Origin of the sequence: Novosphingobium anseongense (genome assembly GCF_037482895.1) — a bacterium.
GTDB lineage: Bacteria > Pseudomonadota > Alphaproteobacteria > Sphingomonadales > Sphingomonadaceae > Novosphingobium > Novosphingobium anseongense.
The window spans coordinates 1269212-1280618 of record NZ_JBBHJZ010000001.1 but is presented as its reverse complement, the minus strand read 5'-3'; the positions used below and the strand labels follow the sequence as shown (position 1 = coordinate 1280618).

9 protein-coding genes are annotated in these 11407 nt (G+C 66.8%); 6 read left to right on the top strand and 3 right to left on the bottom strand.

Annotated elements, in window-relative coordinates; all coding sequences use genetic code 11:
• The first annotated feature begins 107 nt into the window (after positions 1 to 107).
• Positions 108 to 1673, top strand: a complete 1566-nt coding sequence (locus WG901_RS06125) for an ATP-binding protein (protein WP_339586121.1) — start codon at positions 108 to 110, stop codon at positions 1671 to 1673.
• 3 nt (positions 1674 to 1676) lie between these two features.
• On the opposite strand, the gene WG901_RS06120 is transcribed toward WG901_RS06125, so the two are convergent.
• The 3 genes from WG901_RS06120 to WG901_RS06110 are packed head-to-tail and all read right to left on the bottom strand — an operon-like array spanning position 1677 to position 4579.
• Positions 1677 to 2924, bottom strand: a complete 1248-nt coding sequence (locus WG901_RS06120) for an MFS transporter (protein WP_339586120.1) — start codon at positions 2922 to 2924, stop codon at positions 1677 to 1679.
• Complete coding sequence (locus WG901_RS06115; RefSeq protein ID WP_339586119.1) at positions 2924 to 4183, bottom strand: MFS transporter; 1260 nt, start codon at positions 4181 to 4183, stop codon at positions 2924 to 2926. The genes WG901_RS06120 and WG901_RS06115 overlap by 1 nt, the downstream gene beginning before the upstream one ends.
• A 45-nt stretch (positions 4184 to 4228) precedes the next feature.
• A complete protein-coding gene (locus WG901_RS06110; protein ID WP_339586118.1) occupies positions 4229 to 4579 on the bottom strand; it encodes a hypothetical protein in 351 nt (116 codons plus the stop codon).
• On the opposite strand from WG901_RS06110, the gene WG901_RS06105 reads away from it, so the two are divergent.
• From WG901_RS06105 to WG901_RS06085, 5 genes are all read left to right on the top strand, one after another.
• Positions 4566 to 7067, top strand: coding sequence for a TonB-dependent receptor (locus tag WG901_RS06105; protein ID WP_339586117.1), 2502 nt, complete (start codon positions 4566 to 4568; stop codon positions 7065 to 7067). The genes WG901_RS06110 and WG901_RS06105 overlap by 14 nt on opposite strands.
• A gap of 90 nt (positions 7068 to 7157) precedes the next feature.
• Positions 7158 to 8423 (top strand): MFS transporter, encoded by a 1266-nt coding sequence (locus WG901_RS06100; RefSeq protein ID WP_339586116.1) that lies wholly within the window; start codon positions 7158 to 7160, stop codon positions 8421 to 8423.
• Complete coding sequence (locus tag WG901_RS06095) at positions 8423 to 9661, top strand: MFS transporter (RefSeq protein WP_339586115.1); 1239 nt, start codon at positions 8423 to 8425, stop codon at positions 9659 to 9661. The genes WG901_RS06100 and WG901_RS06095 overlap by 1 nt, the downstream gene beginning before the upstream one ends.
• A gap of 126 nt (positions 9662 to 9787) precedes the next feature.
• On the top strand, positions 9788 to 10414 hold the full coding sequence (locus WG901_RS06090; RefSeq protein WP_339586114.1) for a TetR/AcrR family transcriptional regulator: 627 nt from the start codon (positions 9788 to 9790) through the stop codon (positions 10412 to 10414).
• 25 nt (positions 10415 to 10439) lie between these two features.
• Complete coding sequence (locus tag WG901_RS06085; RefSeq protein ID WP_339586113.1) at positions 10440 to 11273, top strand: TauD/TfdA dioxygenase family protein; 834 nt, start codon at positions 10440 to 10442, stop codon at positions 11271 to 11273.
• Positions 11274 to 11407 lie beyond the last annotated feature (134 nt).

The following is an 11407-nucleotide window of genomic DNA, read 5'->3' as shown; positions in this document are numbered from 1 at the left end:
TTTCGCCGGAGCGCGGCCGATCGGGCGCGGATGGAACGTGCAGAGGGCGAGCGGGGATGCCAGGTCTTTCGGGCAATGCGGAGCATTATCGAACGCTCTTCGAGTCCATGGATGAGGGTTTCTGCATCATCGAATTCATCGATGGTCCGCACGGCCCGCTCAGCGACTACGTCCATGTCGAGGCGAACCCGGCCTACGAGCGAAACGCCGGCTTGCTGAACGTCGTCGGCCAGAAGGTGCGCGATCTCGTCGGTGACGAGGCCGACGGCTGGGTCGAGACATACGGCGGCGTCCTTGCGAGCGGCCGTTCGATCCGCTTCGAGCGCGAGATCGTCGCGACCGGCCATCACCTCGAAGTCTCTGCCTACCGCGTCGGCGATGGCAGCGAGAACCAGGTTGCGGTCCTGTTCAAGGACATCACCCCACGCGTCCAGGCCGAGACCGCGCTGCGCGAGCTCAACGAGACGCTGGAGGCGCGGGTCGCCGAAGCGCTGGCCGAGCGCGAGGAGGCCGAAGCGGCGCTCCGCCAGGCACAGAAGATGGAGGCCGTCGGCCAACTCACCGGCGGCTTGGCACACGATTTCAACAATCTGCTGGCGGGAATCTCGGGGGCCTTCGAGATGATCGGCACGCGTCTGGCGCAAGGCCGTACCACCGATGTCGAGCGCTATCTCCAGGCAGGGCAGGGTGCCGCCCGTCGCGCGACCGCGCTGACACACCGCCTGCTCGCGTTTTCGCGGCGGCAGAATCTCTCGCCCAAGCCGCTGCTGGCCAATTCGCTGCTGCAGGAACTCGCCGAACTCGTGCGGCGCACGGTCGGTCCGAGCATTAAGGTGGAGACCGTCGCGGCAAGCGGCCTGTGGTCTACTCTGGTCGACGAGAACCAGCTCGAGAACGCGCTGCTCAATCTCTGCATCAACGCCCGCGATGCCATGCCCGAGGGCGGCCGCATCACGATCGAGACCTCGAACCGCTGGATCGACGCGCGCGCCGCCGCGCAGCACCGGCTCGATCCGGGCCAGTACGTGACGATCTGCGTCAGCGACACCGGCACCGGCATCGAGAAGGAGGATCTCGAGCGCGTGTTCGATCCCTTCTTCACGACCAAGCCGATCGGCCAAGGCACGGGTCTGGGGCTGTCGATGGTCTACGGCTTCGCGCGCCAGAGCCACGGTCACGTCCGCATCTATTCGGAGATCGGCCAGGGCACGATGGTCTGCATCTACCTGCCGCGTCACGACGGGCCGAGCGAAGATGAGGAGCCGCGCGAGCAAGCGGCCGCCGCTGCGCCGCGTTCGGGCGAGACAGTGCTGGTGATCGACGACGAGCCGATGGTGCGGATGCTGATCGTCGATTCGCTCGAGGATCTCGGCTATGGCTGCCTCGAGGCGGGCGACGGTCCCTCCGGGCTCCAGATCCTCGAGAACACGCCCGACATCGATCTCCTCGTTACCGACGTTGGCCTGCCCGGCGGGCTCAACGGCCGCCAGGTGGCCGAACGCGCGCGCCAGCTCAGGCCGGGCCTGCGCATCCTGTTCGTCACCGGCTATGCCGAAAATGCCGTACTCAACCACGGCCATATCGAACGCGGCATGCAGGTCCTGACCAAGCCTTTCGCGGTCGAGGAACTGGGCCGGCGCATCAGCAACCTGATGCAGCAGAAAGACGGCTGAGGGTTACGGCGTGTCGCGCGCTGTCAGCGCAGGGGCGGGCCCCAGGGTTGCAAACAGCACGCCCGCGAGGATGAAGCCCGGAACGGTCGCCCAGATCACCGGCGTATAGGACTTGCTGACGTCGTAGATGTGATTGGCGATCAGCGGGCCGATGCCCATCGCGACGGTCGTGGTGATGCTGATGACGCCGTAGAACAGCCCGAAGCTCCGCGCGCCCATGTGCGTGCTGACCAGGTAGACGATCGCGTTCATCTTCATCCCGCCGGTCAGGCCATAGGCGACGATGCCGGCCATCGCCGCCCAGAAGGTACCCGCGCCGAGCAGCAGCGATAGCGGCAGGCCGAGCGAGACCACGCAGGCGCCGATCGCCAGGCGGCGCACGTCGTAGCGGTCCATCAGGTAACCGCCGACGATGCGCCCCACGATCGAGGCGATCCCCATCGATCCGGCGATCGTGACCGCCTCGGTACGCGTCAGTCCGGTGAAGGTCAGCACGGGCACGAGGTTGAGGATCAGCGCCACGCCGGTCATGGCAGAGAGCAACGAGGCGAAGAACAGGATGTAGAGCGTCGGCGAGGCAAAGCCCTCGCGCGGGGTCAGGCCGACGTTGCGATCCTGCACGGGCGCCAGGGCCTCTTCCGCCTCCTCCACTGGGGCGACGTGGTTGGGTACGAAAGCCAGGACCAGCGGCAGGACCGCCGCGCACCACATCACCCCCAACGCCAGCAGGCCGGTGCGCCAGCTGTAATGCTGGACGAACCATTCGGCGATGCCCGGGGCCAGGGTCATGCTGATCCCGGTGCCCGAGACGGTCAGCGCGATGGCCATGCCGCGGCCCGAATGGAAGATCGTCGAGACCGGCGCCATCCACACGGTCGAGGTGAACGAGCCGGCGATGCCGAACACCGCCCAGCAGGCCCACCATTGCCAAAGCTGGTTGCCGATCGCCGACATCGCCGCCATCGAGGCGAACGAACAGGCGATCACGACGAGCCCGCAGCGCCGGGCGCCGAAGCGGTCGATCAGGTGGCCGGCGGGGATCGCCAGGAACAGCCCTATCATTGAGACCACGGCGGGACCCGACGAGATCTCGGCGCGGGTCCAGCCGAATTCCTGTTCGATCGGGCCGAGGATCACGCCGAAGACCGAGGTCAGCAACGCTGCCAGCGACATGCCCATCATCGTCGCGGCGACGAGCGGCCAGTGCTTGCGCCATTCGGCCAGCGCCGAGCCCGGAATCGTCGTCGCCATCAGGCCGCGGCCTCCTGTTTCGTGAAATCCGGATAGGGCCCGAGCGACAGATAGAGCAGCGCGGCGATCGCCAGGAAGGGCACCGCGGTCCACATCACCGGGGTATAGGACTTGGTCAGGTCGTAGACGTAGTTGGCCGCGAGCGGGCCGAGTCCGACGCCGAGCGCGATCGCCGTGTTGGTCGCGCCATAGAGCGTGCCGAAGGCGCGCGCGCCGAAATGGCGGCTGGCGAGGTAGGCGACCGCGGGCACCTTGGCGCCGCCGAGCAGGCCATAGATCGCGACGCCCGCGGTGGCTGCCATGACCGATCCCGGCGCGATCAGCAGCAGCGCGGGCAGGGCGATCGCCCCGGCCGAGGATAGCGCTGCGATCGTACCCGCGCTCATGCGGTCCATCAGCCAGCCACCGGCGATGCGACCGACGATCGTGGCGAGGCCGATCACCCCGGCGACGGCGGCGGCATTCGCCGGGGTGAGACCGGTGTAGCGCAGGACCGGCACCAGGTTCAGGATCAGCGCGACGCCGGCCGACATCGAAAGGAACGCCGCGAGCGCCAGCTTGTAGAACTTGGGCGAGGCGAAGCCTTCGCGCGCGGTCAGGCCGGGCAGCGGCGCCATCGGCTCGAGCGCCTCTCCCGCCGTCCTGCTCGGTGCGACGGGTGCCTTGGGGGCGCTGCGAAAGAACAGCAGGACCAGCGGCAGCACGACCGCCGCCCAGATCGCGCCAAGTCCGAGATAGGCGCCGCGCCAGCCATATTCGGCGAGCAGGGCATTGGCGACGATGGGGATCAGCGAGGTGCTGATGCCCGATCCGCAGAGCGTGATCGCCACGGCCAGGCCGCGGCCCGACTGGAACAGGCTGGTGACGGGCAGCAGCCAGACCGTGGGCATGGCCGAGGCGGCCAGGCCGACCACGAGCCAGAGGCTCCACCATTGCCAGAGCTCGCCCGCGACAGCCGACATCAGCGACACGCCCGCGCACATCAGCGCCGCCGCGACGATGCCGACGAAGCGGGCGCCGAGCCGGTCGATCGCCAGGCCGACCGCCGTGGCGAGCAGGACTGCCATGAACGAGACGAGCGAGGTTCCGAGCGAGATCTGGGTCCGGCTCCAGCCGAACTCCTGCTCGATCGGCTCCATCATCACCCCGAGCGACGAGACGCTGACGGCGGAGAGCGAAACGCCCGCCGCGGCGGCGAGCACCACGGTCCAGTGGGCGCGCCACTCGGTTGCGGCCGTAGCCGGCAGCTTTTCTGGCAATCCTCTCTCCCTTTTGCGCGAAGCTCCCAATTGCAGGCCGCCGTGTCAATCGCCGGGCAGTCGCTTTTCGCTCCGTTCGACCGGTTCGGCGGGCAGGGTCCCCAAGCAGCACGATGCTTTTTCGTTTGGGGTCAAGCCGGTGCGCCGCCCGCCCGTCGGAAACATGGGACTAAAGTTCCAAGTGTTGCTTGACACCTCACGAATAAAGGCCAAAAAACCGATGCGAAAAGCAAGAAATCGGTTGGGAAGGTGGGCGGAAAACCGCCCGATCCTGCGCATCGTACCAAGCACGAGCGACAGCTGCGGAAAGCGGCCGACCGGCGGGGATAGTGGGGAGGATAAAATGAAAAGCACGAGGAACTTTGCTTTAGCGGCAACGGCCATGACCGTGGTCATGACGACACCGGCTTTCGCCCAGGAGGCGGCCGAGGCCAGCGCCGGCGACATCATCGTGACGGCCCGTCGCATGGACGAACGCCTGCAGGACGTGCCGATCTCGATCACGGTCTACAATCCCGAGCAGCTCGCCGCGCGCAACATCGTCAACAGCACCGACCTGGCGACCTATACGCCGTCGCTGACGGTCAACGGCCGCTACGGCCCCGACAAGTCGAGCTTCGCGATCCGCGGCTTCTCGCAGGATCTGAACACGGCGCCCTCGGTCGCCGTCTACTTCGCCGAAGCCACGGCGCCGCGTCTGTCCTCGAACATCACCAGCGGCAACGGCGCCGGCGTGGGCCAGATGATGGACCTGCAGAACGTCCAGGTGCTGAAAGGCCCACAAGGCACGCTGTTCGGCCGCAACACCACCGGTGGCGCGATCCTGCTCGTGCCGCAGAAGCCGACCGACCGGTTCGAGGGCAATGTCGAAGGGACGATCGGCAACTACGATCAGTGGCGCGTGCAGGGCGTGCTCAACGTGCCGTTGAGCGACAGCATCCGCTTCCGCGTCGCAGTGGATCGCAACAAGCGCGATGGCTACATCCGCAACCGCTCGGGGGTGGGGCCGAGCACGTTCAACGACATCGACTACTGGGCAGCGCGCGCCAGCCTGGTGATCGATCTGACTCCCGATCTCGAGAACTACGCGATCTTCAGCTGGGCCAAGTCCGACACCAACGGCTACATGGGCAAATATGCCTACTGCAACCGCGGTACGGTGGCCGGTTCGGACGGCAATATCGGCACGGCACTGACCTCGCGCGCGGCCAACTGCACCGAGCTCGATCGGCAGACCGCGGCCCGGTACGGCTATTACGACGTCGCCAACAACAACCAGAATTCCTTCGTCAAGAACGAGACCTGGCAGGCCATCAACACGACGACCTGGCGCGCGAGCGACGAGATCACCGTCAAGAACATCTTCAGCTACGGCAAGGCGAAGGAATCGTACTCGTTCAACCTTTCGGGCGACGCCTTCCTGCTGCCCGGTGATACCGTTCCCCGGTCCTTCGTCATCACCAATCCCGGTCCCGACGGCGGACAGGGCGATCAATGGACGTTGAGCGAGGAGCTCCAGCTCCAGGGTCATACGGCGGGCGACAAGCTGGTCTGGCAGGTCGGCGGCTATCTCGAGCACAGCGCGCCCAACAAGCAGCAGACCCAATATACCGCGATCCTGTCGAACTGCGTCAATCAGGCCGATGTCTGGGCCTTCCGCTGCAGCGCGCTGGGCAACATCTCGATCGCGCATAACAATTACTTCTACAAGAATTACGGCCTCTACGCCCAGGCGACGTTCAAGCTGACCGAGCAGTTCGCCATCACCGGCGGCATCCGCAACACCTGGGACCGGGTGCGGGTGGAAGCGGACAACATCCAGGTCATCCGCAACGCGGCGACGGGCGTGCTGACCTATCGCTGCGCCCGCGCGGCGCAGCCGGCAGGCGGCGCCACCGCGGCCGTCCTGACCAACGGTGCCTGCGGCATCGGCCGTTCGTTCCAGACCCGTTCGAGCAAGCCGACCTGGCTGATCAACCTGGACTTCAAGCCCGATCCCGACACGCTGCTCTATGCCAAGTACGCGCGCGGCTATCGCGGCGGCAGCGTCAACGAGGCGAACCTGCAGTTCGAGGCCTGGCAGCCCGAATACGTTGACAGTTTCGAGCTCGGCGCCAAGACCAGCTTCAACAGCGGCGACGTGCGCGGCAACCTGAACTTCGCGGCCTTCCTCAACAAGTTCAAGGATCAGCAGGTCTCGGTGTTCATCCCGCAGTGCCTGCCGCTGACCAACGCCAACGGCGTGCCGAATACCGGCGGCCGTGCGACCTGCACGGCGCCGGCGCCGACGGGAATCAACGGCATCCAGAACGTCGGCAGGTCCGAACTCAAGGGCGTCGAGGTCGATGGCTCGCTGATGATCGGCGATTCCTGGCGCTTCGACCTGGGCTATGCCTATCTCGACGCCAAGGTCGTTCAGGGCGGCGGTACCGTGACGAACTGCAACAACGCCGCGTTCAACTGCGACCAGGCCAGCGGCTTCGCGAAAGGCACGATCCTGCCCTTCGCACCGAAGAACCGCGTGACCCTGACCGCGACCTATACGCTGCCGCTTTCCGAGGAGGTCGGGAAGGTCTCGTTCGGGGCGACCTTCACCCATACCGACAAGCAGTTCAGCAACCACGGCAACGATCGCGCCTTCGCCCAGGGCGCGATCCCCTACAACGCCAGCATCGCGCCGGCGACCGACCTGCTGAACCTCAACTTCAACTGGAACTCGATCGCCGGCAGCGGCGTCGATCTTGCGGTGTTCGCGACCAACGTCACGGGCGAGAAGTATTGGGTGGCTTCGAGCAACGGCCTCGCGTCGTCGGGGGCCGAATGGATACTCCTCGGCGCACCGCGGATGTACGGCATGCGCGTGAAGATCCACTTCGGCAGCTAAGTCTTTCCCCGAGCGGAACAAAACGGCGGCGGTCCCTTGCCAAAGGGGCCGCCGTCTCGTTTAACCGTGCGGGACGCGCGGGAGAGGACAATGAAACAGGACGCGCCGTTGACGGCGTTGGGCGAATGGCGGCGGCACGGGCTGCTGCCGATCGCCGCCGGGATCGGCTATTCGACCATGGCGATCCAGACCTATGGGATCGGGCCTTTCGTTGCGCCGCTCGAGCAGACCTTCGGCTGGTCGCGCTCGGAAGTGATGCTTGGCCTGACGATCTCGAACACGATCGGCGTCCTGTTGAACTTTGCGGTCGGGGTGCTCGCCGATCGCGTGGGGCCGCGGCGCGTCGCGCTGGGCGGCGTCGTCGTCAAGGCCGGCGCCATCGCCATGTTGGCCACGGCGACGGGCACGATGCTGAACTGGTCGCTGCTTTGGCTGCTCGTTGCCTTCGGCGCCGTGCTCGCCCAGGCCAACGTCTGGGCCAGCGCCGTCGCCAGCCGCTTCGACAAGGGCAGGGGGCTGGCCCTGGCAGTGACGCTCAGTGGATCTTCGTTCTGCGCCGCGATCGTGCCCGTGCTCGCGACCTGGCTGATCGGCGCATACGGCTGGCGGCTGGCGCTTGCCGGCGTTGCCGGGATTTGGCTGCTGGTCGCGCTGCCCGTCGTGTTCCTGTTCTTCCACGGCCGGCAGGACGAGGATAGGCAGGCCCGCAAGACGCGGCCCGCCGAGGCCGAAGCACCCGCCGCGCTTGCCGTCCTGCCCGGCGTCACGATCGGCGAAGGGCTGCGCATGCGGGCCTTCTGGCAGCTGATGGTCGCGGCTTTCGCCTTCGCCTTCTATACGATGTCGATCGCGCCCAATCTCGTGCCGCTGATGAGCGAGAAGGGGCAGACCGCGCTGGTAGCCGCGCAACTCGCGGCGCTGATGGGCATCGTCGGGATCGTCGCGCGGATATCGGCCGGCTTCCTGCTCGATCACTTCTCGGCGACGATCCTCGGTACCGTGGTCTTCACCCTGCCGGTGATCGGCTGTGGCCTGATGCTGGTCGACGTGCCCGGCTATCTGGTCCTGGCGCTCGCCGTGGCCAGCTTCGGCATCACCATCGGCGCCGAATACGACGTCGTGTTCTACCTGGTATCGCGCCATTTCGGGCTCAAGAGCTTTGCTTCGCTGATGGGGGCGCTGTTGACCTCGGGCGCGCTCGGCGGCGCGACGGCACCGTTCATCGCCGGCCGGCTGCACGACAGTTCGGGCGGCTACGACCAGATGCTGATGGTGCTGATGGTGCTGATGGGCGCGGGCGCCGTGGCGATCGCGACGATGGGCCGGCCCAAGCACGACTGGAGCCTCGGACACTGATGCAAGCTGGAGATCGCAAGGCAGGCGCGGTCGAATGGCGCGCCTATTGGCCGCTGACCCTGGCCGCTCTCGTCGGCTATTCGACGATCGGGCTGCAAAGCTACGGCATCGGCCCGTTCGTGCCGCATCTCGAACAGGCCTTCGGCTGGACGCGGACCGATGTGATGATCGGCCTCTCGCTGTCGAACGCGGTGGGCGTGTTCCTCAACATCCTGATCGGCATGATCGTCGATCGCTTCGGCCCGCGCCGCGTCGCCTTGACGGGGCTGCTGGTCAAGACGGGCTCCTTCGCGCTGCTCGCCACGGCGACGGGTACGCTGCTCAACTGGTCGCTGCTCTGGATGGTCCTCGCGGTCGGCGTGGTGCTCGTGCAGTCGACCGTCTGGACCAGCGCCGTCGCCGCCAGGTTCGACCATTCGCGCGGGCTCGCCATGGCAGTCGCCCTCTCGGGTACGCCGATCACCGCCGCGGTCGTGCCCGTGCTGGCGACCTGGCTGATCGGCGACTACGGCTGGCGCGTGGGCTTCGTCGGTGTCGCTGGCGTCTGGATCCTCGCGACCTTCCCGGTCGTGTTCCTGTTCTTCAGGGACGGTCGCAAGCCGGGCGAGGCGGCGCAGGTCGTCGCCGGACCGGTGCCTGGCCTGACCCTGCGCGAAGGCATGCGCACGGCCGCGTTCTGGCGGCTGCTCGTCGCCTTCGGGGCCTTTTCGCTCTACAACATGGCGATGTCGGCCAATCTCGTGCCGCTGCTGAGCGAGACCGGGATCGGGCCGATGCAGGCCGCGCGGATCGCCTCGGTCATGGGCCTCGTCGGTATCGTCGCGCGTCTCACCGTCGGCTTCCTGCTCGATCGTTTTCCCGGGGGCCTGCTCGGCGCCGCCACCCAGTTCCTGCCGGTGATCGGCTGCGCCATCCTGCTGCTCGACGCGCCCAGCGTGCTGCTGCTGACCCTGGCGGTCGCCTGCTTCGGCATCGCCACGGGCGCCGAGATCGACGTCGCCCTTTATCTCGCGACGCGGCATTTCGGCTTGCGTGCCTTTGCTGCGCTCTTCGGCGCGATCATCACCTTCGGCGCGATCAACGCCGCGATCGGTCCCTATGTCGCGGGCTGGCTGCACGACCGCTCGGGCAATTACGACGGCCTGCTCGTCACGGTGATGGTGGCGATGACGATCGGTGCTGTGGCCATGGCGACGATGGGCCGGCCGAAGCATGATTGGCGGTTGGAAGCGCACTGAGTTTGCTATGCTCGTGGGGGCGATGTCGCAGGCTTCCGCGGGCAAAGCCCACAGGTGCGAGCCCCGCTTTCCTTGACTTGAGCGCCCGTGGTCCTAGGTGATGGAGCCCGTAGTCAGGGGTTTTGGATGGCAGTCACGCCACGCAGGGTTGGAGCGGAGAATTCGGCGACAAGGGCGCTGATCCTCGATGCGACCGAACAGTTGATCCGCGACGAAGGCTATGCCGCCGTGAGCACGCGCCGGGTTGCGGCCAAGGCCGGGCTCAAGCCCTCGCTCGTCCATTACTACTTCACCACCACCGACGACCTGCTGCTCGCGGTTTCGCGTCACGGCGCCGAGCACAGCGACCGCATGATCGAAGAGGCGCTGCTCTCCGACGATCCGATCCGCGCGCTCTGGGCCTATCTGACCGACACCAGCCGCATCGCCATCGCGCTCGAATTCATGGCGCTCGCCAACCACCGCAAGGCGGTGCGCGCGCATATGGCCGAGCATTGCGAAGCGATGCGCCAGCGCGAGGTGGAGATTTTCACCAAGCTGCTGGGCGAACGCCTGGCCGGTCCCGACGGCGTGCCGCCGGCGGGGCTCAGCCTCGTGCTCGCGGGCATCGGCCGCGCGCTGGTCATGGAAGGCGGGCTCGGCGTGACCTCGGGCCACGACGAGGCGCGCGCCTTCGTCGAGCAATGGCTGGACAAGCTCGCGCCGCCGTTGGAGAAAAGCGCCGAACTGGCGGAGGCCCTGCGCCAAGGCTGAGCCCGTCCAGTTCGGGAGAGAGGCTATGGCCAGCGAGGCGGCGAACCGGCTCGACCATCGTGCGATCAAGCCGGCGATCGGCGCCGAGGTGCTGGCGGACAAGCCGGCCTTGCTCTCGGGAGGCCATGCCGCGGAGCTGCGCGCGCTGCTCGAAGAGCGTGGCGTCCTGATCTTCCCGCGGATCGATTTCTCCGAGGCCGAACTGGTCGCCTTCACCAAGACGCTCGGTACCTATGCGCCCGATCGTGACGACGAGGGCGTCACGCCGATCTCTATCGACCCCGCCGGCGGCCGCAGCGCCGACTACACCCGCGCTTCGTTCTTCTGGCACTTTGACGGCTACATGAACGCCGCGCCGATCCTCGCCTCGATCCTCTGCGCCAAGGTCCTGTCGGAAAGCGGCGGCGAGACCGAGTTCTGCAACACCTATGCCGCCTGGGAGGCGCTGCCCGAAGCGCGCAAGCGCCAGATTGCGGGGCTGCAGGCGGTCCACGCGATGGCTGGCGCACAGCGCGCGGTCGATCCCGAGCCGAGCTACGAGACGCTGCAGCAATGGCTCGAGGTGCCGCGCCGGACCCTGCCGCTGGTCTGGACGCACCGTTCGGGCCGCCGCTCGCTGGTGATCGGCAATACCGCGGTCAACGTCGTCGGCATGGACCCGCTCGAGAGCTTCGAACTGCTCGTCTGGCTGCGCGAATGGGCGACGCAGGAGCGCTTCCACTATGCGCATAGCTGGTCGCGCGGCGACGCGGTGATGTGGGACAACACCGGGACCTTGCACCGCGTGCGGCCCTATCCGGCCGACAGCGGCCGTCTGATGGTCCGCACCAAGCTTGCCGGCGAGGAGCCTCTGGGCTGAGCAAATCGCTTTTCGAATTCAGATCAAATTAAACTGTACACGATCACAGTGATCGCCTCGGCGTCCTTGACGGCCAGCCTTGCTTGGCAGAAATAGACGCGAGCAGTTCGTTTTTCTCATTGATCGGAGTTCGC

Coding starts and splice junctions, on each gene's coding strand:
- WG901_RS06095 (WP_339586115.1), top strand. CDS start 8,423: ATGCAAGCTGGAGATCGCAAGGCAGGCGCGGTCGAATGGCGCGCCTAT.
- WG901_RS06090 (WP_339586114.1), top strand. CDS start 9,788: ATGGCAGTCACGCCACGCAGGGTTGGAGCGGAGAATTCGGCGACAAGG.
- WG901_RS06085 (WP_339586113.1), top strand. CDS start 10,440: ATGGCCAGCGAGGCGGCGAACCGGCTCGACCATCGTGCGATCAAGCCG.
- WG901_RS06110 (WP_339586118.1), bottom strand. CDS start 4,579: ATGACCACGGTCATGGCCGTTGCCGCTAAAGCAAAGTTCCTCGTGCTT.
- WG901_RS06105 (WP_339586117.1), top strand. CDS start 4,566: ATGACCGTGGTCATGACGACACCGGCTTTCGCCCAGGAGGCGGCCGAG.
- WG901_RS06100 (WP_339586116.1), top strand. CDS start 7,158: ATGAAACAGGACGCGCCGTTGACGGCGTTGGGCGAATGGCGGCGGCAC.
- WG901_RS06125 (WP_339586121.1), top strand. CDS start 108: ATGGATGAGGGTTTCTGCATCATCGAATTCATCGATGGTCCGCACGGC.
- WG901_RS06120 (WP_339586120.1), bottom strand. CDS start 2,924: ATGGCGACGACGATTCCGGGCTCGGCGCTGGCCGAATGGCGCAAGCAC.